The sequence below is a fragment of the Streptomyces graminofaciens genome (genome assembly GCF_030294945.1).
Classification (GTDB): Bacteria; Actinomycetota; Actinomycetes; order Streptomycetales; family Streptomycetaceae; genus Streptomyces; species Streptomyces graminofaciens.
Genome location: NZ_AP018448.1, coordinates 1,629,642 through 1,652,251 on the forward strand (window position 1 = coordinate 1,629,642; position 22,610 = coordinate 1,652,251).

18 protein-coding genes and 1 pseudogene are annotated in these 22,610 nt (G+C 71.3%); 7 read left to right on the top strand and 12 right to left on the bottom strand.

Annotation, left to right across the window (positions count from 1 at the left end; translation table 11 throughout):
- Window positions 1-192: 192 nt before the first annotated feature.
- Complete coding sequence (locus SGFS_RS07075; RefSeq protein ID WP_286248561.1) at window positions 193-864, bottom strand: dienelactone hydrolase family protein; 672 nt, start codon at window positions 862-864, stop codon at window positions 193-195.
- A 241-nt stretch (window positions 865-1,105) separates the two neighbouring features.
- Here SGFS_RS07075 and SGFS_RS07080 point away from each other — a divergent pair, with 241 nt between their 5' ends.
- Entirely contained in the window at window positions 1,106-1,393 is a 288-nt protein-coding gene (locus SGFS_RS07080) for a hypothetical protein (RefSeq protein WP_286248562.1), read from the top strand.
- Between the two features lie 253 nt (window positions 1,394-1,646).
- Here the strand turns inward: SGFS_RS07080 and SGFS_RS07085 are convergent, their stop codons facing one another.
- From SGFS_RS07085 to SGFS_RS07100, 4 genes and pseudogenes are all read right to left on the bottom strand, one after another.
- The gene (locus tag SGFS_RS07085) at window positions 1,647-2,291 is read right to left on the bottom strand and encodes a phosphoribosyltransferase (RefSeq protein ID WP_286248564.1); all 645 of its coding nucleotides are present in this window, start codon (window positions 2,289-2,291) and stop codon (window positions 1,647-1,649) included.
- 186 nt (window positions 2,292-2,477) lie between these two features.
- Window positions 2,478-2,778: pseudogene (locus SGFS_RS07090) on the bottom strand (glycoside hydrolase family 65 protein); the annotation flags it as partial.
- The gene (locus SGFS_RS07095) at window positions 2,775-3,533 is read right to left on the bottom strand and encodes an HAD family hydrolase (protein WP_286248566.1); all 759 of its coding nucleotides are present in this window, start codon (window positions 3,531-3,533) and stop codon (window positions 2,775-2,777) included. The gene SGFS_RS07095 and the pseudogene SGFS_RS07090, both read right to left, overlap by 4 nt.
- 510 nt (window positions 3,534-4,043) lie before the next feature.
- On the bottom strand, window positions 4,044-5,762 hold the full coding sequence (locus SGFS_RS07100; RefSeq protein WP_286248567.1) for a sensor histidine kinase: 1,719 nt from the start codon (window positions 5,760-5,762) through the stop codon (window positions 4,044-4,046).
- 236 nt (window positions 5,763-5,998) lie between these two features.
- On the opposite strand from SGFS_RS07100, the gene ppdK reads away from it, so the two are divergent.
- Complete coding sequence (gene ppdK, locus SGFS_RS07105; protein ID WP_286248568.1) at window positions 5,999-8,686, top strand: pyruvate, phosphate dikinase; 2,688 nt, start codon at window positions 5,999-6,001, stop codon at window positions 8,684-8,686.
- 324 nt (window positions 8,687-9,010) lie between these two features.
- Here the strand turns inward: ppdK and SGFS_RS07110 are convergent, their stop codons facing one another.
- Window positions 9,011-11,392, bottom strand: coding sequence for a phosphoketolase family protein (locus tag SGFS_RS07110; protein ID WP_286248569.1), 2,382 nt, complete (start codon window positions 11,390-11,392; stop codon window positions 9,011-9,013).
- Window positions 11,393-11,441: 49 nt separating this feature from the next.
- Here SGFS_RS07110 and ppk2 point away from each other — a divergent pair, with 49 nt between their 5' ends.
- On the top strand, window positions 11,442-12,245 hold the full coding sequence (gene ppk2 / locus SGFS_RS07115; RefSeq protein WP_286248573.1) for a polyphosphate kinase 2: 804 nt from the start codon (window positions 11,442-11,444) through the stop codon (window positions 12,243-12,245).
- Window positions 12,246-12,262: 17 nt separating this feature from the next.
- On the opposite strand, the gene SGFS_RS07120 is transcribed toward ppk2, so the two are convergent.
- From SGFS_RS07120 to SGFS_RS51770, 4 genes are all read right to left on the bottom strand, one after another.
- Window positions 12,263-13,141: a universal stress protein gene (locus SGFS_RS07120; RefSeq protein WP_286248575.1), complete on the bottom strand. Its 879-nt coding sequence runs from the start codon at window positions 13,139-13,141 to the stop codon at window positions 12,263-12,265.
- Window positions 13,142-13,146: 5 nt separating this feature from the next.
- Window positions 13,147-14,169, bottom strand: a complete 1,023-nt coding sequence (locus SGFS_RS07125) for a zinc-dependent alcohol dehydrogenase (RefSeq protein ID WP_286248576.1) — start codon at window positions 14,167-14,169, stop codon at window positions 13,147-13,149.
- A 22-nt stretch (window positions 14,170-14,191) separates the two neighbouring features.
- On the bottom strand, window positions 14,192-15,097 hold the full coding sequence (locus SGFS_RS07130) for a universal stress protein (protein WP_286248578.1): 906 nt from the start codon (window positions 15,095-15,097) through the stop codon (window positions 14,192-14,194).
- 142 nt (window positions 15,098-15,239) lie between these two features.
- Window positions 15,240-15,554: a hypothetical protein gene (locus SGFS_RS51770; RefSeq protein WP_434026433.1), complete on the bottom strand. Its 315-nt coding sequence runs from the start codon at window positions 15,552-15,554 to the stop codon at window positions 15,240-15,242.
- A gap of 222 nt (window positions 15,555-15,776) precedes the next feature.
- Here SGFS_RS51770 and SGFS_RS07140 point away from each other — a divergent pair, with 222 nt between their 5' ends.
- The 4 genes from SGFS_RS07140 (at window position 15,777) to SGFS_RS07155 (ending at window position 19,584) form a co-directional block, all read left to right on the top strand.
- Window positions 15,777-17,489: a SulP family inorganic anion transporter gene (locus SGFS_RS07140; RefSeq protein ID WP_286248580.1), complete on the top strand. Its 1,713-nt coding sequence runs from the start codon at window positions 15,777-15,779 to the stop codon at window positions 17,487-17,489.
- A 352-nt stretch (window positions 17,490-17,841) separates the two neighbouring features.
- Window positions 17,842-18,306, top strand: coding sequence for a Crp/Fnr family transcriptional regulator (locus SGFS_RS07145; protein ID WP_286248582.1), 465 nt, complete (start codon window positions 17,842-17,844; stop codon window positions 18,304-18,306).
- A gap of 31 nt (window positions 18,307-18,337) precedes the next feature.
- On the top strand, window positions 18,338-19,033 hold the full coding sequence (locus SGFS_RS07150) for a CBS domain-containing protein (protein ID WP_286248583.1): 696 nt from the start codon (window positions 18,338-18,340) through the stop codon (window positions 19,031-19,033).
- 128 nt (window positions 19,034-19,161) lie between these two features.
- Entirely contained in the window at window positions 19,162-19,584 is a 423-nt protein-coding gene (locus SGFS_RS07155; RefSeq protein WP_286248585.1) for a pyridoxamine 5'-phosphate oxidase family protein, read from the top strand.
- Between the two features lie 268 nt (window positions 19,585-19,852).
- Here the strand turns inward: SGFS_RS07155 and SGFS_RS07160 are convergent, their stop codons facing one another.
- Both SGFS_RS07160 and SGFS_RS07165 read right to left on the bottom strand, forming a co-directional pair.
- Entirely contained in the window at window positions 19,853-21,181 is a 1,329-nt protein-coding gene (locus SGFS_RS07160) for an enolase C-terminal domain-like protein (RefSeq protein WP_286259831.1), read from the bottom strand.
- Between the two features lie 58 nt (window positions 21,182-21,239).
- On the bottom strand, window positions 21,240-22,577 hold the full coding sequence (locus SGFS_RS07165; protein ID WP_286248587.1) for a gluconate:H+ symporter: 1,338 nt from the start codon (window positions 22,575-22,577) through the stop codon (window positions 21,240-21,242).
- Window positions 22,578-22,610 lie beyond the last annotated feature (33 nt).

The window sequence follows — 22,610 nt, forward strand, 5'->3', positions numbered from 1 at the left end:
GGGTTCGGGACCGGCAGGGGTTCGGGACCGGCCGACCGGCCCATCCACGGCGTACCCACCGCCCACCCACGGTCCGGCGAACGCACAGGCTCTCGGCGGTTTACGGCAGGGCCCCTCGGGCGCACCGAGGCGCCGGGTGCACCGCGGTGCCTCTCCGGTCCGAGGCAGTTTGGCGCGCGCCCGGCGGGCGAGTCAGGCGTCCGTCCCGGGCGTGGCCAGGGCCGTGAGGCGTTGCTCGCACCACGCCCCGGCCGCGGCGGCGACCTGCTCCAGCGCGCCGGGCTCCTCGAACAGATGGGTTGCGCCCGGCACCACGCGCAACATGTGCGGGACCCTCAGCCGCCGGGCCGCCTCCTCGTTCAACCGCAGCACCTCCCGGTCCCGGCCGCCGACGACGAGCAGCACCGGAGCCCGTACGCGCTCCAGGGCCTCGCCCGCCAGATCGGGCCGACCGCCGCGCGACACCACGGCGATGACACGGTCGGGCCGCTGCGCGGCGGCCACCAGAGCCGCCGCCGCTCCGGTGCTGGCACCGAACAGAGCCACGGGAAAGCCTCTTGTACCGGGGTGATCCTCCAGCCAGTCGATCACGGCCACCAGACGGTCTCCGAGGAGCGGGATGTCGAAGCGGTATTCGGGCGACCACTCGTCCTCTCGCTCCTCGCGCTCGGTGAGGAGGTCCATCAACACGGTGGCGAGTCCTGCGACACGCAGATGCCCGGCGACCATCCGGTTGCGGGGGCTGCGCCGGGAGCTGCCACTGCCATGAGCGAACAACACCACCGACCGGGCCGACACGGGCACCTCGACATCAGCCGCGAGCACCTCGTCCCCGACGGGTACCAAGACCGACTGGGAGATCATCGCCGTCGCCTTCTTCCGCGGGCCATACATTTGCGTGACCGATATGTCCATGTTCCCCCTGTCGGACCCGATCCATCTACGGCGCGACGGCGAAGCGGCCACCGGACGGTGCCGCACACGGCCGATGTGCGCGTCGAGGCGTGGGGGGCGAGCCGGTGACGCTGTGTGGCGGAGGCGGCGCTGGGGACGAGGGAGTGCTCGGCCGACCTCAGCGCCCCACCGCCGTGGCACGCTTCCGCCTGTGCCGACGGCGCTGCTGGAGGACATCACCTTCCGCCTGGAGGTGCACTGCCGAGTGGCCGTCGACGTGGCGGCGGACAAGACCGACGACGGCCTCGACGCGTGGCTGGGTCCCCCGTGCAGAGCGCGCAACGAGCGTGGACGCTCCGCGAGGCCCTCTGCCTCCAACCGGGCCCACGGTCCCCCCGCCCTCGACCGCATCAGCGACGGCGTCCACATCACTCGGGAGCCGAACGGCACGCTTCACGCTCACGCTCACCGCGGCTCGTGCGAGGGATCCGGCACGTGAGTCGGCTTGGCGACCAACGCTCACTCCGCCTGGGCCTGTCCGACCGATCGGTTCGCGAGGAGGCGGAGATGGTGAATGCCTTCGTGACCGCCCGCGCCGCCCCCGGGATCGACGCCGGTCCGCAGCCAGGGTGGGCGAGTGGCCGCCCTTTGCCGATGTCAGGGCCGAGTCGCCGACTCGCGCGCCCGCACCACGCGCACCGCCGCACACCACACTCACCCATCAGCCATCACCCGCCTCACCCATCACCCAATTACTCATCACCCGCCAACGCCTCAAGCACGTCCTCGTCCGTCAGCTGCGTGAAGTCCTCGTACCACTCGCCGACGGCCGCGAACTCCACGGGCCGGAGGAGGCAGACCACGTCGTCGGCCTCCGCCCGCATCAGGTCGACTGTTGCCGGTGAGCCGACGGGTACGGCCAGGAGCACGCGCTCGGGTGCCTGGCGTCGTACGGCGCGCAGCGCGGCACGCGCGGTCACACCGGTCGCCAGACCGTCGTCGACGACGATCACGGTGCGACCGCGCAGCTCCGGCGGCGGTCGGCCCTGCCGGTATCGCTCTTCGCGGCGACGGAGTTCCCTCCGCTCCCGCTCCACCACGTCCGCGACCGCGGTCTCGCTCAGTCCCAGATGGTCCAGGATCCGTTCGTCGAAGAAGGGAGGGTCGTCACCGGCGATCGCACCGACGCCGAGTTCACGGTGGAAGGGCGCCCCGATCTTGCGCACGACGAGCACGTCGAGCGGGGCCTGCAGCCGCAACGCGACCTCGCGGGCGACCGCGATCCCGCCACGGGGCAGGGCGAGGACCACGGGATGCGGAAGTGCCCCCTTCTCCTGGAGGATCCGCAGCCGCTCCGCCAGTTCCCGCCCCGCCTGTCCGCGGTCACGGAACTGCATCTGCTTCTTCTTCCTCACCAGACGGACGGCCAGTGCACCATCCGTCGCACGGGTCCCGAGTACCCGGCGGGCCCCTGTCCACGCCACTCGCCCCGCCGAATCCCGCCTGTCTCCAGCCGCGCCAGGCGTCGGGCGGCACGGCTGGCGCCTGGCGTCAAGTCCGGAGGCCAGGTGCAGCACCTGTCAGTGGTCCAGGACCTGCGCGGTGTCAGGGGTCAGCCACTGCTCCCCGGGAGGCGGAAACGGAGCGGCAGCCGGTTCGGGAGGTCGACCATGTCCTCGTTCTCCACCCGGTGCCCCGCGATGTCCGAGGTGCGCCGGTCGTAGCAGCCGGCCGCGCAGGTGCCCGGGTAGTGCGCGTCGTCGGCGGCACACTCCGGCGGCGCCCCGCGGGTGGCGAAGCAGCCGTAACCAGCGTGCACAGCGACTCCCGAAGGCGCTCGTCCGCCGTGTCGTAGGCTTCGTACTTCCGGGGCCGGCCGGTCAACGCCGTACTCCCTCTTCGAGCAGCTCTCCGAGGTCGGTCACGACGATGTCGGCGCCGTACCGAAGGAGTCTTTGCCGGGTGTCGGGGCCGGCTGTGCGGTCCACGCCGACGACGAGGGCGAACCCGCCGCGTCGGCCCGCTTCGACGCCCGCCAACGCGTCTTCCACGACCGCGGAGCGGGCCGGGGGGACGCCGAGCCTGCGGGCCGCCTCCAGGAACAGGTCGGGCTGCGGCTTGCCCGCGAGCCCCAGGCGGGCGGCCTCGCCGCCGTCGACCAGGACGTCGAAGAGGTCCCGCGCGCCCGCGCCGGCCAGCAGTTCGCCGGCGTGGCGTGACGCGGAGGCCGCGGCGAGGGGCAGCCCGAAGTCACGCAGGACCCGCGCCAGCCGTACCGTCCCCGGATACGCGTCGACGCCGTGTTCGCGGAGCCGCTCGGTGAACAGGAGCTCCTTGTGTGCCGCCACGGCGCGCACGGTCGCCGCCGTCGGGGCGAGGCCGCGCGATGCCAGGAAGGCGGCGGCGCCGTCGAACCGGGACCTCCCGTCGACGTAGCGCAGGTAGTCGTCGCCGGTGTCGAAGGGGCGCCGCTGTGCGGGATCCTCGGGTGGATGCTCGGCGAGGAGGGCGTCGAAGGCGGTCTTCCAGGCTGCCGCGTGTACGCGCGCCGAGTCGGTGATCACCCCGTCGGTGTCGAACACGACCGCGCTGATGCCACGCAGCGCGGGTGTGAGCACGTCACGGGGCCCAGCGGTCATGATCACTCCCCTTGTCGGCGGGCAGTCACCACGGTCACGCCATGTGGCGACCACTGCGTGGGCCTTGCCGGGGCCGGCGTCACAGCGCGGGCACTCGTCCTCGTCGGGACCCGCGTCGAGGGACGTCTCCTTGGCCGGCAGATCGGCCTCGGAGACCGCGCCGCAGGCATGGCGTTCGCCTCCAGCACCGGCAGCGCGCTGATGTTCCAGCGGCACATGGTCCTCACAATGTCCTTGAACCCGGCCCCCGCGCGCAACGCGACCAAAGCACGGGTCATCACATCGTTCACCAGGCAGGGCGTGTCGGCCATGGCGTCTCCAGGTGCTCGGATGCCGTCGTACGACACGACATCCTCAGAGTCCACCGTCGCCGTCCTTCCGGCACGAGGGAGTCCACCGTCACCGGCGTTCCGGCACGAGGGAGTCCACCGTCACCGGCGTTCCTGTACGAGAGAGCCCACCGTCACCGGCGTTCCGGCACGGGCCCGACGGTTCACGTTCGCTCGCCGATCAGCCCTTCTTCAGCGGCACGCGCCACACCAGCGAAGTACCGCCGTCGGCGGGTTCCGTCAGTTCGAGCCGTCCGCCCAGGTGCTCGGCCCTCTCCGCCATGTTGCGCAGGCCGCTGCGACGGCCGGCGGGCGGAATGCCGACGCCGTTGTCCGTGACCGACAACCGGACCTCCCGCCCGTCGGTCGCGAGCACGACCTCCGCGCGGTCGGCTCGGGCGTGCCGGGCGATGTTGGTCAGGGCCTCGGAAAGCACTGCCACCACGTTGTCCGCGATCTCCTTCGGCACATCGGTGTCCAGGAGGCCCTCCATCCGCACGCTGGGGGCGAAGCACACCACCGGTGCCGCTTCTCCGACCACCCGCACGACCCGGGCCCGCAAGCCGCTCCCCTGGGTTCCCTCACGCGTGCGCAGGCCGAAGATCGTCGATCTGATGATCTTGATGGTCTCGTCGAGGTCGTCCACCGCCCGTGACACGCGTTCGGACGCCTCCGCGTGCTCGATGAAACGGCCCGCGCTCTGCAGGGTCATGCCGGTGGCGAACAGCCGCTGGATCGCCAGGTCGTGCAGATCGCGGGCGATCCGGTCGCGGTCCTTGAGCACCGCGACCTCTTCGGCCTCCAGGCGACGTTCCGCCAGCTCCATCGCGATCGCCGCCTGCGCGGCGAAGCCCCTCAGAAGGTCGATCTCCTTCTCCGAGAACGCGATCTGCCCCGCTTCCCTCACCAGGAGGAGCACACCTCGTACGCCGCTCTCGCCCGTTCCGACGGGGACGGCCACGGCCGGGCCGAGGCCGGTGAACCTCGACAGACCCGTCGAGACGCGCTCATCGTGGAGGACGTCCGCGCTGGTGACGGCGGTCGCGCCGGAGAAGGCCTCGCCGATCAGGGTGCCGTCCACCGGCAGAACCACGCCCTGGAGCGCGTCCGCTCCGTGGCCCAGGGCAAGCTCCACGGAGAGCGAATCCGTCTCCTCCATCGGCATCGCCACCACGGCCAGGGCCGCACCGGTGATCTCCCGGGCCTGTTCGGCGATCAGCCCCAGGACCTCGGCACGCTCCCCACCCGCCATCAGCCGGTGGACGATCTCGGCGTTCGCCCGCAGCCACCGCTCCCGCAGCCGCGACTCCGCGTACAGCCGAGCGTTGTCGATCGCCACCCCGGCTGCCACGGCCAGCGTGAGCGTGACGGAGACGTCCTCCTCGTCGAACTGGGCACCGCCCCGTTTCTCGGTCAGGTACAGGTTGCCGAAGACCTGGTGACGCACGCGGATCGGGACGCCCAGGAAGGTGTTCATCGGCGGATGGTGGGGCGGGAAGCCGTAGGACTCCGGGTGCTCGGAGATCTTCGCCAGGCGCAACGGCTCCGGGTGGTGGATCAGCTCCCCCAAGATGCCGTGGCCCTCCGGATACGGGCCGATCCGGGCGATCTGCTCGTCGGACACGCCGACCGTGTGGAAGGCGGAGAGACGCTTGCCGTCGGGGCCGATCACGCCGAGCGCCGCGTACTCCGCGTCGACCAGCACGGCCGCGGCCTCAACGATGCTGCGCAGGGCCTGCTCCAGGTCCAGTTCCCGGCCGACCGAGAGCACCGCCTCCAACAGGCTGTGCACCCGGTCGCGGGTGCCTCGGGCCGCGTCCAGGCGGCCCTGCAGCTCGTCCAGCAGCTCGTCCAGCCTCAGCTGCGGCAGCCGTACGCGGGCCTCCTCTGGGCTTCCCACCTGCTGTTCCTCCAGATCCCCTGATCCGACGGACCCCCACCGGTCCGGTCATGTGCCAAGTTAGCCGTCGGCAGCCAGGGGTGGTAGCGGATCCGGCCGAGTCGCCCGGCTGCCCGGTCAGGGCCAGGATTTTCAGTACCGGGCCTTGCCATGTGCTCTTCCGCTTTCGGGCCCCGCGACGCCCGGTGGCGCTCCCGGCGGGGCCCCCGGCCCTCGGCAAGATGGAGGAGAGCGGCATGGTCCGTTACGTGTACGACTTCGCCGACGGCAGCCGTGACATGGCCGACCTGCTCGGCGGCAAGGGCGCGAACCTGGCCGAGATGACCCGGCTGGGTCTACCGGTCCCGCCGGGTTTCACCGTCACCACCGAGGCCTGCCGCGCCTTCCTCACCACCGGAGCCCAGCCGGACGACATGGCGGAGGAGGTCGGCCGGCATCTCGCCGCGCTGGAGGCCTCCGCCGGACGGACACTGGGGCAACGGGACGACCCGCTGCTGCTGTCCGTCCGCTCCGGAGCACGCTTCTCCATGCCCGGCATGATGGAGACGGTCCTGGACATCGGCCTCAACGACGACTCCGTGCTCGGCCTGGCCAATACGTCCGGCAGTGAGCGCTTCGCCTGGGACTCGTACCGCCGTCTCATACAGATGTTCGGCAGTACGGTCATGGGGGTCGACCCGGCCCAGTTCGACGAGGCCATGACCCTGCTCAAGGCAGCCCGTGAAGCGCCCGACGACCTCCACCTGGACGCGAGCGACCTCGCCCGGCTCGTCGAGACGTACAAACGGCTGATCATCGACGAGACCGGGGCCGAATTCCCGCAGTCCTCCGCCGAGCAGCTGCGCCTGGCGGTCCTCGCGGTCTTCCGCTCCTGGAACGGTGAGCGCGCCAGGCTCTATCGCCGACGGGAACACATCCCCGACGACCTGGGCACGGCCGTCACGGTGCAGCGCATGGTGTACGGCAACCTGGGCCCCGACTCCGGCAGCGGAGTCGCCTTCACCCGCGACCCGGCCACCGGGCGGCCCGGCCTCTACGGCGACTACCTGTCCAATGCCCAGGGTGAGGACGTCGTCGCCGGTATCCGGAACACCGTCCCCCTGACGGAACTGGGACGGCTGGACCCGGAGTCCTACCGTCGGCTGCGGGACCACATGGGAACCCTGGAACGGCACTACCGCGATCTGTGCGACATCGAGTTCACCATCGAGCGCGGCACACTGTGGATGCTCCAGACCCGAGTCGGCAAGCGCACCGCCGAGGCCGCGTTCGCCATCGCCGCCGAACTCGTCGAGGAGGGCCTGATCACGCCGGAGGAGGCATTGGCCCGGGTCGGCGGGGAGGGCCTGGCCCGGCTGATGTTCCCCCGGTTCGACACCACCGCCACCGGCGAGGCACTCGCCCACGGCATCCCGGCCTCGCCCGGCGCCGCGGTCGGTGCGGCGGTCTTCGACTCCGCCGAGGCCGTACGGCGTGCCGACGCCGGCGAGCAGGTCGTGCTCGTACGGCAGGAGACGACACCCGACGACCTGCCCGGCATGGTCGCGGCACAGGCCGTGCTGACCAGCCGGGGCGGCAAGACGAGCCACGCGGCCGTCGTCGCCCGGGGCATGGGCAAGGTGTGTGTCTGCGGCGCGGAGGAACTGAGCGTGAACGTCGAGTCCCGGCGCTTCACCACGCGTGACGGGAGCGTCGTCGAGGAGGGCACCGTCCTCTCGGTGGACGGCTCGGCCGGTGCCGTGTACCCGGGGGCGGTTCCGCTGGTCGCCTCCGAGGCGATGCGCTTCCTGGAGAGCGGCGAGCTGTCCGGGGGCGTGGTCGCCGCTGTGGCCCGCGCACTCGAACAGGCCGACTCCGTAAGGACGTTGGAGGTACGGGCGAACGCCGACACCCCCGAGGACGCGGCCCGGGCCCGTCGGTTCGGGGCTCAGGGTGTGGGGCTGTGCCGGACCGAGCACATGTTCCTCGGGGAGCGTCGTCGACTGGTCGAGAGCATGATCCTGGCCCGCGAGGACAGCCGACGCGACGAGGCGCTGGCCGCGCTTCTGCCCCTCCAGCGGCAGGACTTCGTGGGCATCCTGGAGGCGATGGACGGGCTGCCGGTCACCATCCGTCTTCTCGACCCGCCGCTGCACGAGTTCCTGCCGGACCGGACGGAACTCGCGGTCCGTATCGCCGCTGCCGAGGCACGCGGTGGACAACCGGACGCCCACGACGTCGAGTTGCTCGACGCGGTGAACCGCATGCACGAGGAGAACCCGATGCTCGGCCTGCGGGGCGTGCGGCTGGGCCTGGTGGTGCCCGGCCTGGTCGCCATGCAGGTCCGGGCGATCGCAGAGGCGGTCGTCGAACGGCTCTCCGCCAGTGGTTCCCCCGAGGCGGAGATCATGGTGCCGCTGGTCGGCGCGGTCGAGGAACTCCGGCTCGCCCGTGCGGAGGTGGAGCGGGTACTGGCCGAGGTCGCCACGGAGACGGGCGTCGAGGTCCACTGCCCCATCGGCACGATGATCGAGCTGCCGCGAGCCGCGCTCACCGCCGGACAGATCGCCGAACAGGCCGAGTTCTTCTCGTTCGGCACGAACGACCTCACCCAGACCACGTGGGGCTTCTCCCGTGACGACGTCGAGGCGGCGTTCTTCTCCGCCTACCTCGACAAGGGCGTCTTCGCCACCTCGCCCTTCGAGACGATCGACCGTGACGGCGTGGGCCGACTGGTCCGCATCGCGGTCGACGAGGGGCGCGCCGCGCGCCCGGGGCTGAAGATCGGCGTCTGCGGCGAGCACGGCGGCGACCCCGAGTCCGTGCACTTCTTCCACGCCGCGGGACTGGACTACGTCTCCTGCTCGCCCTTCCGCGTCCCGGTGGCACGGCTGGAGGCCGGCCGGGCAGCCCTGCCCGCGACGTCGGGCAGCGACAGCCGCTGAAACAGGCCCCCAGGTCGGAACCAGCGGCCCTTTGGGACGCGGGCGATCCGAGGGACACTGGAAAACAGGAGCGGCACCGATCCCCCGCGGTGCCGCTCCGTTCGCCTGCCTGAAGGCTCTCAGTCAGCCGGGGCGCGGCCAGGTCGACGGCGACGATCCACTCGGGTACGAACACAGGCGTGCCGTGCCGATCGCCGCGAGGCCGATGGGTCCGGCTCCGGCGACAGCGACAGCGACAGCGACAGCGACAGCGACAGCGACAGCGACAGCGATGGTATCCCCAGGCAGGTCGCCGTGGTGAACTCCTTTGCAGAGCAGGGGTTTTCAGGCGCTCCAGGTCCAGTCGGCGACCTCCGCCAGGTCGGTTCCGTGCTCGCGGATCCAGGCGTGGTGGCGAGTGCGGGCGTCGACCATCTGCTGGCGTACGGCGGCGGCGCGGACGGCGAGGCCGGGGACGCGGTCGATGACGTCCATGACCAGGCGGTAGCGGTCGAGGTCGTTGCGGACGACCATGTCGAACGGGGTTGTCGTGGTGCCGGACTCCTTGTACCCGCGGACGTGCAGGTGCGGGTGGCCGGTGCGGCGGTAGGCGAGGCGGTGGATCAGCCAGGGGTAGCCGTGGTAGGCGAAGATCACCGGCTTGTCGGTGGTGAACAGCCCGTCGTACTCGAAGTCGCTCATCCCGTGCGGGTGTTCCTCGCGCGGGAGCAGCCGGGTCATGTCGACGACGTTGACCACGCGGACGGCGAGCTGCGGCAGATGACGGCGCAGCAGCTGGGCGGCGGCCAGCACCTCCTGGGTGGGCACGTCCCCGGCGCAGGCGAGGACGGCATCCGGTTCGCCGCCGTCCTCCGTGCCGGCCCAGTCCCAGATCCCGGCGCCCCGCGCGCAGTGGGCGCGGGCCTGCTCGATGGACAGCCAGTCGAAGCAGGGCTGTTTGCCGGCCACGATCACGTTGACGTAGTCACGGCTGCGCAGGGCGTGGTCCGCGACCGAGAGCAGGGTGTTGGTGTCCGGGGGCAGATAGACCCGTACGACCTCGGGGCTCTTGTTGAGGATGTGGTCGACGAAGCCGGGGTCCTGGTGGGAGAAGCCGTTGTGGTCCTGGCGCCACACGTGCGAAGTGAGCAGGTAGTTGAGGGAGGCGATGGGGGCGCGCCAGGCCAGGTCCCGTGAGGTCTTCAGCCACTTGATGTGCTGGTTGACCATGGAGTCGACGATGTGCACGAACGCCTCGTAGCAGGAGAACAGTCCGTGCCGGCCGGTGAGGAGATAGCCCTCCAGCCAGCCTTGGCAGGTGTGTTCGGAGAGGATCTCCATCACCCGGCCGTGCGGGTCCAGGTGTTCGTCGACCGGCAGCGTCCCGGCCTGCCAGGCCTTGCCGCTGGCGTCGAAGACGGCCTGGAGCCGGTTGGAGGCGGTCTCGTCCGGGCCGACCACCCGGAAGTCCCGGCGGGAGCGGGTGTCCTTCATGACCTGTGCCAGGAGGTCGCCCAGTACCCGGGTGGGCTCGTGCAGTGTCGTGCCCGGCTTCTCGACCGGCACGGCGAAGTCGTCGAGGGACCGGATGGGCAGGTCGCGGACGAGGAGTCCGCCGTTGGCGTGCGCGGTGGAGCCGAGCCGCTCGGCGCCTTCGGGGAGGCAGGCGAGGACGTCCGCGGCGGGCCGGCCGTCCGGGCCGAAGAGCTCCTGGGGCCGGTACGAACGCAGCCAGGTCTCCAGCTGCCGCAGGTGCTCCGGGTTTTCACGCACCCCGGCGAGCGGGACCTGGTGGGCGCGCCAGGTGCCCTCGACGGGCTCCCCGTCGACCTCGGCGGGGCCGGTCCAGCCCTTCGGCGTGCGCAGCACGATCACCGGCCAGTGCGCACGCTCGGCGACTCCGTCCTCGCGGGCGGCCCGCTGCGTCGACGCGATGCGGTCCAGCGCCTCGTCGACAGCCCTGGCCATCGCGCGGTGTACCTGCGTCGGGTCGTCGCCGGTCACATGGATCGGCACATGGCCGTATCCCCGCAACAGCGCGTCCAGCTCGGCCTCCGGGAGGCGGGACAGCACCGTCGGATTGGCGATCTTGTAGCCGTTGAGGTGCAGGATCGGCAGGACCGCTCCGTCGTGCACCGGGTCGAGGAACTTGTTGGAGTGCCAGGCGGCGGCCAGCGGCCCGGTCTCCGCCTCGCCGTCCCCGATCACACAGGCCACGAGCAGGCCGGGATTGTCGAGCGCGGCGCCGTACGCGTGCGCCAGCGAGTAGCCGAGTTCGCCGCCCTCGTGGATGGAGCCGGGCGTCTCCGGAGCGACATGGCTGGGCACCCCGCCGGGGAAGGAGAACTGCCGGAAGAGCCGCGCCATGCCCTCCGCGTCGCGCGACACGTCGGGGTACGTCTCGCTGTAGGAGCCCTCCAGCCACGAGTTGGCGAGCACCGACGGGCCGCCGTGCCCCGGACCCCACACGCACAGAGCGTCGAGCCCGCGCGCCTTGATCACCCGGTTGAGATGGGTGTACACGAGGTTGAGGCCGGGTGAGGTGCCCCAGTGGCCGAGCAGCCGGGGCTTGATGTGTTCCGGTTTCAGGGGCTCGGTCAGCAGGGGGTTCGCCATCAGGTAGATCTGGCCCGCGGCCAGGTAGTTGGCGGCCCGCCAGTGGGCGTCCAGGGTGCGCAGTTCGTCGTCGGAAAGTACGGTGACGTTCTGGTGTTCGACCTTGGTCATGGGTGACTCCGCAACTCATCGACGGGGGTCATCGGGTGGTGGAGGCGGAATGGCCGACAAGCAGGCGGCGAAGGTGTCCCGCGCGGCGTACGAGAAGGAACTGCTACGTCTGCAGATGGAGTTGGTGAAACTCCAGGAGTGGGTGCGGACGGAGGGCGCCCGGCTGGTCGTGATCTTCGAGGGGCGGGACGCGGCGGGCAAGGGCGGCACGATCAAGCGGGTCGCCGAGCACCTCAACCCGCGCGTCGCCCGGATCGCGGCGCTCCCCAAGCCGACGGAGCGCGAGCGCACCCAGTGGTACTTCCAGCGGTACGTCGAGCATCTGCCGGCCGCCGGGGAGATCGTGCTGTTCGACCGGTCCTGGTACAACCGGGCCGGCGTCGAGCATGTGATGGGCTTCTGCACGAAGGAGGAGTACCAGCTCTTCCTGCGGCAATGCCCGATTTTCGAGCGGATGCTGGTCGAGGACGGCATCCTGCTGCGCAAGTACTGGTTCTCGGTGAGCGACACCGAGCAGCAGGAGCGGTTCCGCAAGCGGCTGGAGGACCCGCTGCGGCGCTGGAAACTGTCGCCGATGGACCTGGAGTCGATCACCCGCTGGGAGGCGTACTCCCGGGCCAAGGACGCGATGCTGGTGCACACCGACATCTCCGAGGCGCCCTGGTACGTGGTCGAGAGCGACGACAAGCGCCGGGCCCGGCTGAACATGATCGCCCACCTGCTGGACTCCGTGCCCTACCACGAGGTCCCGCCCTCGGTGCTGGACCTGCCCGTGCGCCCGCCGTCGACCGGCTACGAGCGCCCGCCGCGTGATCTGCAGACGTACGTCCCTGATCACGCTGCGGGTCTCTGAGCAGCCCGTCACCGTGCTCACTCCTGCTCGGGCACGACCACGACCGGGCAGGTGGAGTGATGCAGTACCCCGTGGGTCACCCGGCCGAGCTGCAGTCCGAAGCTCCGCTGCCGGCGCTTGGCTCCGACGACCAGCAGGTCGGCGCCGCGCGAGGCGTCGACCAGCACGTTCCGGGCGTGGCCCTCGACCGTACGGCGGTGCAGCCGGACATCGGCGGGAGCGTCATGCAGCGCCGCCTCCAGGGCCTCCGCGGCCCGCTGCTCGTGCAGGCGCGCGGGCTCTCCTGCCAGCAGAGGGTGATCGGTGGTCTCGTGCGCGGGGCACCGCCAGGCCCGTACGGCTTCGACGCGCGCCCCGCGTCGCCGTGCCTCCTCGAAGGCGAAGCGCACCGCCGCCGAGGACGTCGGCTTCTCCCCCACGCCGAGGACGATACGACCGTGGGTGGCGGGCAGGGCATGGTTGTCGTGGTTGCCACGGATGACGATCATCGGGCAGTGCGCATGGGCGGCCACGGTCAGGCTGACCGAGCCGAGCAGCGCCTCGGTGAGGGCACCGCGGCCCCGGGTGCCCGTCACCAGTAGAGAGGCGTTCCGGCTCTCCCTCAGCAGCGCGTACTCGGGTTCCTCGGGCACTACATCGGTGGTGGTCTTCACCTCGGGTCGGCGGAGGCGGGCTCGCCGGGCGGCGCTCTCCACGATGTCCTCGGCCCGTACCCGCTCGGACGGCTTGCCCAGTTCCTCGGCGAGGTGGGCGCCCTCGTAGCGCTCCCACAGCGAGGCGTACACCAGGCGCAGCGGCACCCCGCGCAGGGCGGCCTCGTCGGCCGCCCAGTCCACTGCCCGCAGGCCGGGCTCGGAGCCGTCGACGCCGACGACGATCGGCAGGTCCATCGCCATCTCCCTCACCGTCCCGCGCCGAGGTCGAAGACGATCCGGGCCGTGACCTGGCCGCGCAGCACGTCGTCGATGGAGTCGTTGACCGAGGCCAGCGGGCGGGTCTCGCAGATCACCCTGGTCCGGCCGGCCGCGTGCAGCCGGAAGACCTCGGCGAGGTCCTGCCGGGTGCCCACGATCGAACCGATCACGCTCGTACCGTTCAGGACCGTGTCGAAGATCGGGACCTGGACGGTGCCGTGGGCGGGCAGGGCGACCATGACGAGCTTGCCTCCGCGCCGCAGACCCGCGTTGACGGCCGCGAAGGCCGCGTCGTTCACCGCGAGCGCGATGGCCGCGTGGGCGCCGCCGTGCCGCTTGAGGACCTCGCCGATGTTCTCCTTGCGGGCGTCGATGACGATGTCGGCACCGAGTTCGGCGGCGAGTTCGAGCTTCTCGTCGGTGACGTCGATCGCGGCCACCGTGGCGCCGGCGATCTTGGCGTACTGCAAGGCGAGGTGGCCGAGGCCGCCGATCCCGGAGATCGCGACCAGCTGCGCGGGCCGCACCTCGGCGATTTTGAGCGCCTTGTACGTGGTCACGCCGGCGCAGGTCAGTGGGGCGGCGTCGACGGCGGTGACGCCCTCGGGCACCGGCTGTGCGAAGTCGGCCCAGGCGAGCATCTTCTCGGCGTACCCGCCGTCACAGCCGTAGCCGGTGTTGATCTGCTGCTCGCACAGCGTCTCCCAGCCGGACAGGCAGTGCTCGCAGCGTCCGCAGGCCCTGCCGAGCCAGGGCACGGCGACCCGCTGTCCGACGCTCAGGTGGGTGACGCCGTCGCCGAGCTTCTCGACGAGGCCGACGCCCTCATGACCGGGGACGAACGGTGGGTTCGGTTTGACGGGCCAGTCGCCGTGGGCGGCGTGGATGTCGGTGTGGCACAGCCCGGACGCCTCGACGCGGACGCGGACCTGGCCGGGGCCGGGCTCGGGGTCGGGGCGTTCCTCGATGACCAGGGGTGCACCGAATGCTCGTACGACCGCTGCCTTCATGGTTGCTGCTCCTCGGGGTGGGTCAGTGGTGGGGCACGACAGCGACGGGGGCGGTCGAGTGGTGCAGGACGGCGTGGGCGACGGGGCCGATGTGGGCGCCGAAGGGGCTGCGGCGGATGCGGCGGCCCACGACGACCAGCGAGGCCTCGCGGGACGCGTCGACGAGGTGGTGGCCGGGGGTGCCGTAGTGGGACTCCTCGGTGACCTCGACGTCCGGGAACTTCTTCCGCCACGGGCCCAGGACCTCGGTCAGGGCGGTGGTCTCGCGCCGGGCCAGGGCCTCGTGGAGTTCCAGGTCCGCGGAGAGCCCGTAGGCGTAGTACGGCGGCGCGTTCCAGCCGTGGACGACCCGCAGGGAGGTGGCGCGGCGCAGGGCGGCGTCGAGGGCGAACTCGATCAGCGTCTCGTCCGGGTTTTCGATGTCGAGGCCGAGGACGACGGGCCGGAACGGGCTCGCTGCAGACGGGATGCCGGCCGGGTCCATCTCGTGCTCGTCCGCGGCCTGCTCCAGGGCACGGACCAGCACCACGGGGCGCTCCGCGTGGGCGACGACGGCGAGGCCCACGGAGCCGACCATGAACCCGCCGATCCCGCTGAGGCCCCGGGAGCCCAGGACGAGCAGTTCGGCGTTCTTCGCCTCCTCGATCAGGATCTCGCTCGGGCGGCCTGCGACGTGCTCGCTGGTCACCTCGACGCCGGGGTGGCGCAGCCTGATGCCGTCGGCGGCCTCGCGGGGGATGCGCTCGGTCCAGTGCCGGTGGGTCTCGCGGACCAGGAGCGGCGCCTGGGCGATGGGCTCCGGTACGGGCTCCCAGATGTGGACGATCTTCAGTGCGAGGTCGCGGACCTGCGCCTCGCGAGCGGCCCACTCGGCGGCGGCCCGGCTCTCGGACGAGCCGTCGAGGCCTACGGTGATGGTGCGGAGCATGCTCTCCACCTCCAGGGCGAGGAGTTCGATTCCAGGGTCGTGTTCAGGGGGTTCCTCGGGCAGGGGCCACTGGTCCCGAATCGGGGCCGAGTGGCCTCCGCACGGCTCGGGCGCGGCTCGGGCCCGCCGTGCCTCCCGCGGGTCAGCGCAGCCGGCGGCTGCGGCGGACGAGCGGGAGCTCGGCCCAGCGACTGCCGAGGCCCAGGGTGTCGCCGGCGGCGGCAGCGGCAGCGGCAGCGGCAGCGGCCAGGACGAACCCGGTGAGCAGGCGTAGGGAGGCGAGCGCGTAGGCCGGCGCGGTGTGCGTGGCGGTGCGTGGCGGTGCGTGCCGACACGGCCGAGGAGCCGAGGCGGCCGAGGCGGCCGGCTCGGCTGCGGAGGCTGCCCGATGCCTGCGGAACGACGGCAGGCGGAAGCCGGAGCTCCGGTTCGGGTGCTCGTGCACGGCCATGGTCATGGTTCCCTTCGAGGGGCGGTCGGGTCTTTGCCTGACGCACCTCACTCTGGTGCCGTGCGCCCGGGCGGCGCCGGATGCCGAAGGTCTGTGGCCATGGGGCCGAACGGCCCTGTCTGCCAGGCCGGTTGGGCCCGGTGCCATCCACTGCCCGGGCATGCTGTCGTACCCGTGTCCCGCGAGTTGCCGCGGACGATGGATCCTTGGACCGGCGAAAGGTGGCACATGGCCCTGAAGGCGGGCGGGAACGGATCGAGGTGGCGTCGGTGGGCGCCCGGGGTCGTGGCCCTTCTCGGCTACCGGCGTGCGTGGCTGGCGGGTGATCTGCTCGCCGGCGCCACCGTGGCCGCGTATCTGGTGCCGCAGGTCATGGCGTACGCGGGCGTGGCCGGGCTGCCGCCGGTCGCCGGGCTGTGGGCGATCCTCCCGGCTCTCGCGTGCTACGCCCTGTTCGGTTCCTCGCGGCTGCTGTCGGTCGGCCCCGAGTCCACGACCGCCCTGATGACGGCCACGGTGGTCGCACCGCTCGCCGCCGGGGACTCCGGGCGCTACGCGTCATTGGCGGCGGCCCTCGCGGTCACGGTCGGCCTGCTGTGCCTGGTGGCCCGGGCGGTGCGGTTGGGCTTCCTGGCGGACCTGCTGTCCCGTCCCGTCCTGGTCGGCTATCTCGCGGGCGTCGCGCTCATCATGATGGTGGACCAGCTCCCCAAACTCACCGGCGTACGGAAGTCCGGCACGGAGTTCTTCCCCCAACTGTGGTTCTTCCTAAGCCACTTGGCGGACACACACCTGGCCACCGTCGTCTTCTCCGCCACCGTACTCGCGTTCCTCTTCGTGACGGCCCGTTACGTCCGAGCTGTGCCCGGCCCGCTGCTGGCCGTCGTCCTCGGCACCGCCGCCGTGGCGGTCTTCGACCTCGACGACCGGTACGGGATCAAGGTGATCGGTGAGGTCCCGTCCGGCCTGCCCGGCTTCGCCGTCCCGGACCTGGGCGAGCTGCCGCACCTCGTGCTGCCCGCACTCGGCGTACTCCTCGTCGCCTACACCGACTTCATCCTCACCGCCCGCGCGTTCGACGACCGCGACGAGGAAGGCCCCGGGCTCGACGCCGACCAGGAGTTCCTGGCCCTGGGCACGGCCAACCTCGGCGCCGGGGTCCTGCACGGCTTCCCGGTGAGCAGCAGCGCCAGCCGCACCGCGCTCGCGGCCTCCGCGGGTGCCCGCAGCCAGGCGTACGCGCTGGTCGCCGGGGCCGCGGTACTCGCCGTGCTGCTCCTGCTCAGCCCGCTCCTGACGCACACCCCTTCGGCCGTGCTCGGCGCGCTCGTGGTCTACGCGGCGGTCCGCATGATCGACCTCGCCGGCTTCCGCCGACTGGCGTCATTCCGCCGCCGCGAACTGCTCCTGGCCCTGGGCTGCCTGGCCGGAGTACTCGCCCTGGACATCCTGTACGGGGTGATCGTGGCCGTCGGGCTGTCGGTGGCCGAGCTGCTGACCCGGGTCGCCCGCCCGCACGACGCGGTGGAGGGGCTGGTCCCCGGTGTGGCCGGCATGCACGACGTCGACGACTACCCCGAGGCCCGCACGATCCCCGGGCTCCTCGTCTACCGCTACGACTCCCCGCTCTTCTTCGCCAACGCGGAGAACTTCCGGCGCCGCGCCCTGGCCGCCGTCGACGAACAGCTTGACCCCGTCCGTTGGTTCGTCCTCAACGCCGAGGCCAACGTCGAGGTGGACATCACCGCCCTCGACGCGGTCGACGAACTGCGGCACACACTGGCCCGCCGGGGCATCGAGTTCGCCCTCGCCCGCGTGAAGCAGGATCTGCTGGACGACCTGGAGGCGTACGGCCTCGCGGACTCGGTCGGCGAAGACCGAATCTTCCCGACCCTCCCCACGGCCGTGACCGCGTACCGCGCGTGGCTCGACCGTCAGTAGGCGGGTACGCCCCGCTCCCCGCAGGGCGCTTCCCGCTGACCCCCGGGAGCGGATCTGGGCCTGGCCGTGCTTCTTGAACGAGTCTCTGGCGGAGATGCCGATCCGCGACCGACGTCCTGCTCAGCGCCAGAGCCGAGGCGGCGGCCGCACGGCCCGCACAGGCCCCGAAGGTCCCGGACCGAGAGGCCCGCTCAGCCCCGACTCCTCGGCCCCACCCCACGAGCCGATGTCCCGGAGTCCCGCCTCCGGTGCCGAACGGCCCGTGCGATGGACCGGGTGGCCCATGGCCCCCGCCGACGCCCCGGAACACCCTGGTGGTGGAAGCCCGTACACCCGGCAGTGGAGGCACGTCATGAACGCTCCCCCCACCCCCAGCATGCTGCGCACGCTCTCTGCCGAGCACCGTCAGCGGCTCATGCGCCTGGCCAGGGATGTGTCCATCCCCGTGGGAACGCGTCTGTTCGAGGAGGGCGGCCGCGCCGACCGCTTCTGGATCATCCGCACCGGCACGATCGAACTCGACATGCGGGTGCCGGGCCGACGGGCGGCGGTCATCGAGAGTCTCGGGCACAATGAGCTGGTCGGCTGGTCCTGGCTCTTCCCACCGCACGCCTGGCAGATGGGAGCCGAGGCGACCACTCCGATACGGGCCTACGAGTTCGACGCCGTCGCCGTCCGGTCCATGTGCCAGGACGACCCGGCCCTGGGCAATGACGTCGGCCTGTGGGTGGGCCAGGTGCTGGCCCACCGTCTGCGCTCGGCCCGGACACGTCTGCTCAACCTGTACGCCCCGTACGGCGCCGGCAGCGTCATCTGACCCCGCCCGGAACGCGCACGAAGGAGTGGCCATGCACGGCACCCCGCACATCGTCAGCGATGTCATGACCCACACGGTCGCCGCGGTCGGCCGCGGAGCGACCTTCAAGGAGATCGTTCAGCTCATGCGGGACTGGAAGATCAGTGCCCTGCCCGTCGTCGAGGGTGAGGGCCGTGTCGTCGGCGTCGTCTCCGAGGCGGACCTCCTGCCCAAGGAGGAGTTCCGCGACAGCGACCCCGACCGGTACACCCAGCTGCGCCGCCTGTCCGACCTGGCGAAGGCGGGCGGGGTGACCGCCGAGGAACTCATGACCTCCCCCGCCCTCACCGTGCGCCCGGACACCACGCTCGCCCAGGCCGCCCGCACCATGGCCCGGGCCAAGGTCAAGCGGCTCCCGGTGGTCGATGCCGTGGGGATGCTCGAAGGCATCGTCAGCCGCGCCGACCTGCTCAAGGTCTTCCTCCGCACCGACGAGGAGATCACCGAGGAGGTCCGCCGCGAGATCGTGTCCTACCTCTTCCCCGCACCTACCTCGTCCGTGCGTGTGGAGGTGCGGGACGGCGTCGTGAAGCTCGTGGGCCACGTCCGCGACACCTCACTGGTGCCGGTGGCGGCACGCCTGGTCCGCGCGGTCGAAGGGGTCGTGGACGTGGCGTTCGACCTCACACGCCCCGGTGAGCCGGCACAAGCGCCGACAGACGGAACCGAGGGTGTCCGTCCCGCATGACCGCCGGGACCCGCGGCGGCACTGTCGCACCGGTCGGTCCTCTCCGCGCGGCGCCCTCACCACGCGGCCCGTACGAGTGGGGCCGACCGGCCCTACCCGTGCTCGAATGCCGCGCTGACGATGGACTGATGGTTCAGAACGATGCTTTTCGCGCTCTCGACCGGCAGGAGTGCCTGCGCCTGTTGGCCAAGGTGCCGGTCGGCCGCGTGGTGTACACCCGGCAGGCGCTGCCCGCGGTGCTCCCGGTCAACTTCGTCCTCGACACCGATGCCTCCGTCCTGCTGTGCACGTCGGCGGCCTCCGAGCTCGCGCGCGCGATCGACGGCGTCGTGGTCGCATTCGAGGGGGACGAGTTGGATCCGGTCACCCGGTCCGGCTGGAGCGTCGTCGTCACCGGGCGGGCCGCCGTGGTGACCGACTCGGCCGAGCACGAACGCCTGTCCCGCAGCGGCCCCACCTCCTGGATGCCGATGCGGGACGAAGTCTTCGTGCGGATCACCTCCGAGATGGTCACCGGACGCGAACTCACCGGGACACGAACCACCATGTGAGCGGCGGCCCGCAGCGCCCTGACGCCTGACCCGACCGTGCGCCACGCGACGTGCGCATGCCTTCCGCCGGACCTGGCGTTCCTGGGCGTGGGGAACGGCCGGACCACGCGCTCCCTCGAAGCGGCACGCCGAGAAGCACCGCCCTGGCCGCCCGACGGCTACACCGGGGAGCACCAGGAAGAACCGACCACCCGTCGATCCGCGCGGACTGCTCAGTGCGAGCCGCGCGGCTGCCGGCGAGGAAGAAGGCGGGTCCGCGAACAGTCGCCTACCGCACCAGACAGGGACGCTTGCCGTCGAACTCCCAGCCAGGGAGGAGGTATTGCATGGTGACGGCATCGTCGCGTGCCCCCAACGTCTTCTCCCGGTAGAGGTCGTGGGCCGCGAGGAGCCGGTCCATGTCGAGGTGGACGCCGAGGCCCGGGGCGTTCGGGACGGCGATCTCGCCGCCGACGATGCGCGGTGGCGTGACGGTGAGCCGTTCCAGCCCTTCCTGCCAGATCCAGTGGGTGTCCAGGGCGTTGTACTCGCCCGGAGCCGCGGCACCGCAGTGGGTCACCATGGCCAGGGAGATGTCGAAGTGGTTGTTGGAGTGGCAGCCCCAGGTCAGTCCCATCGCGTTGCACAGCTGCGCCACGCGCACCGAACCCTGCATGGTCCAGAAGTGCGGGTCGGCCAACGGGATGGAGACCGACTGAAGGGTCAGGGCGTGGGCCATTTGGCGCCAGTCGGTGGCGATCATGTTGGTCGCGGTGGGAAGGCCGGTGGCGCGGCGGAACTCGGCGAGGACCTCCCGTCCGGAGTAGCCGCCTTCGGCTCCGCAGGGGTCCTCGGCGTAGGCGAGCGTGCCCACCAAGGGCCGGCACAGCTCGATCGCCTCGCGCAGTGACCACGCGCCGTTCGGGTCGAGGGTGATCCGGGCCGCGGGGAAGCGGTCCTTGAGGGCGTGTACGGCCCTGACCTCCTCGGCGCCCTCCAGGACACCCCCCTTGAGCTTGAAGTCCCGGAAGCCGTAGAGGTCGTAGACCGCCTCTGCCTGGCGGACGATCGCCTCCGGGGTCAGGGCCTCCTCGTGCCGGATCCGGTACCACTCCACCGGGGAGCCGGGTTCACGGACGTACTCCAGGTCGGTCCGGTCCGGGTCGCCGACATAGAAGAGATAGCCCAGCACCCGAACCGAGTCCCGCTGTTGGCCGTCGCCCAGGAGCGCCGCGACGGGCACGTCGAGGTGTTGCCCGAGGAGGTCGAGCAGCGCCGACTCGACGGCGGTGACCGTGTGGACGGTGGTCCGCAGGTCGAAGGTCTGGGCGCCCCGTCCGCCGGTGTCGCGGTCGGCGAACCGGTCGCCGATCTTGCGCAGGACGCGCTTGTAGTCGCCCACCTTCGCCCCGAGGACGAGGGGTTCGGCGTCACGGAGGGTCTGTGTGATCTTCTCGCCGCCGGGCACCTCCCCCAGCCCGGTGCGTCCCTCGGAGTCGGTGAGGACTACGACGTTGCGGGTGAAGTAGGGGCCGTGCGCGCCGGACAGGTTCAGCTCCATGCTGTCCCGCCCGGCGACCGGGTAGACGGAGAACGCCGTGACGGTCGGCTGTCCGATGCTCATCGGGTGCCCTTCTGCGGTGAGGTGGTGCGGGGCGATCGGGAATGTCGCGAGTTCAGAGGTTGAGGATGTCGAGGGCCCACTCGGCGACCAGGACGCCGCACAGGCCGAGGACGGCGAGCACCGTCGTATAGGTGGTACGGACCTTGATCGCTTCGATGACCGAGAGGTTGAAGTACTCCTTGAACAGCCAGAATCCCGGGTCGTTGACGTGGGAGCAGGCGATGGAACCGCAGGCGACGGCGAGCACCATCATCTCCGGGTGGACCCCGCTGCCCGCCAGCAGCGGCAGCACCACGCCGGAGGCCGTGACGACGGCGACCGTCGCCGAGCCGAGCGCGATGCGGAGGATGACGGCGACGAGCCAGGCGAGGACGATCGGCGAGATGGACCAGCTGTCCGTGGCGTCCTTGATGTAGTCGGAGATCCCCCCTTCGACGAGGACGTTCTTGAAGGCCCCGCCGGCGCCGATCACCAGAAGGATCATCGCCATCGCCTTAGCCGCCGAGGTGCATGAGGCGCCGACCTCCTCCAGGCTCCGGCCGATCCGCGGCCCGAACGCCCAGATCGCCAGGCACAGGGTCAGCAGCAGCGCGATCGGTGCCGAGCCGACGAAGGCGACGAAGTTCAGGAACGGGCTCTCGGTGGAGGTGGCCATGTCGGTCACGGCGGCGGCCACGATCAGCACCACGGGGAAGAGCGCGACGAACAGCGCCCAGCCGAGGCCGGGCATGTCCTCGTCGGTGAACTCGCGCTCGCTGACCAGGCCCTTGGGAATGGCCGGGTCCATCGCCCTGACGAAGGGAAGGCGGGGCCAGGTCAGAGCGATGAGCGCACCGGCGGGAACGGCGATGAACAAGCCGTAGAACAGCGTCAGTCCGACGGAGGCGTGGAAGGTCGCGGCGACGGCGGTGGGGCCGGGGTGCGGCGGCAGGAAGCTGTGCATGGTGGACAGCGCGATGGACATCGGCAGGCCGACCCACAGCAGCTTCGCCCCGGTGACCCTGACCAGGGTGAACGCGATGGGCACGATGATGATGAAGGCGACCTCGTAGAACATGGTCACGCCGATCAGCATGGACGTGACCACCATGGCCACCTGGACCCAGCGCGGGCCGAAGGCGTCGAGGAGCTTGCCGGCTATCCGCTGTGCGGCGCCGGAGTCTCCCATGACGCGGCCGACCATGGCGCCGAGTCCGATGGTGAGCATGGTGTCGCCGATCTGGCCCCCGATGCCTTCGGAGAGGACGTCCGGGATGGTCGCCACCGGAATTCCCCGGACCAGTGCGACGCCGACCGCAACGAGCAGGAGGGCCGCGAAGCCGTTGAGTTTGAGCCTGGTCATGAGCAGCAGCAGGATCAGGACACTGATCCCCACTACGAGCAGGGGCATGACAGTTCTCCTTTGAACTGTTGGCGGTCGGAG

Coding starts and splice junctions, on each gene's coding strand:
- ppk2 (WP_286248573.1), top strand. CDS start 11,442: ATGGCCGACAAGCAGGCGGCGAAGGTGTCCCGCGCGGCGTACGAGAAG.
- SGFS_RS07085 (WP_286248564.1), bottom strand. CDS start 2,291: ATGCAGTTCCGTGACCGCGGACAGGCGGGGCGGGAACTGGCGGAGCGG.
- SGFS_RS07145 (WP_286248582.1), top strand. CDS start 17,842: ATGAACGCTCCCCCCACCCCCAGCATGCTGCGCACGCTCTCTGCCGAG.
- SGFS_RS07140 (WP_286248580.1), top strand. CDS start 15,777: ATGGCCCTGAAGGCGGGCGGGAACGGATCGAGGTGGCGTCGGTGGGCG.
- SGFS_RS07075 (WP_286248561.1), bottom strand. CDS start 864: ATGATCTCCCAGTCGGTCTTGGTACCCGTCGGGGACGAGGTGCTCGCG.
- SGFS_RS07165 (WP_286248587.1), bottom strand. CDS start 22,577: ATGCCCCTGCTCGTAGTGGGGATCAGTGTCCTGATCCTGCTGCTGCTC.
- SGFS_RS07130 (WP_286248578.1), bottom strand. CDS start 15,097: ATGCTCCGCACCATCACCGTAGGCCTCGACGGCTCGTCCGAGAGCCGG.
- ppdK (WP_286248568.1), top strand. CDS start 5,999: ATGGTCCGTTACGTGTACGACTTCGCCGACGGCAGCCGTGACATGGCC.
- SGFS_RS07150 (WP_286248583.1), top strand. CDS start 18,338: ATGCACGGCACCCCGCACATCGTCAGCGATGTCATGACCCACACGGTC.
- SGFS_RS07155 (WP_286248585.1), top strand. CDS start 19,162: ATGGTTCAGAACGATGCTTTTCGCGCTCTCGACCGGCAGGAGTGCCTG.
- SGFS_RS07125 (WP_286248576.1), bottom strand. CDS start 14,169: ATGAAGGCAGCGGTCGTACGAGCATTCGGTGCACCCCTGGTCATCGAG.
- SGFS_RS07120 (WP_286248575.1), bottom strand. CDS start 13,141: ATGGCGATGGACCTGCCGATCGTCGTCGGCGTCGACGGCTCCGAGCCC.
- SGFS_RS07110 (WP_286248569.1), bottom strand. CDS start 11,392: ATGACCAAGGTCGAACACCAGAACGTCACCGTACTTTCCGACGACGAA.
- SGFS_RS07095 (WP_286248566.1), bottom strand. CDS start 3,533: ATGACCGCTGGGCCCCGTGACGTGCTCACACCCGCGCTGCGTGGCATC.
- SGFS_RS51770 (WP_434026433.1), bottom strand. CDS start 15,554: ATGACCATGGCCGTGCACGAGCACCCGAACCGGAGCTCCGGCTTCCGC.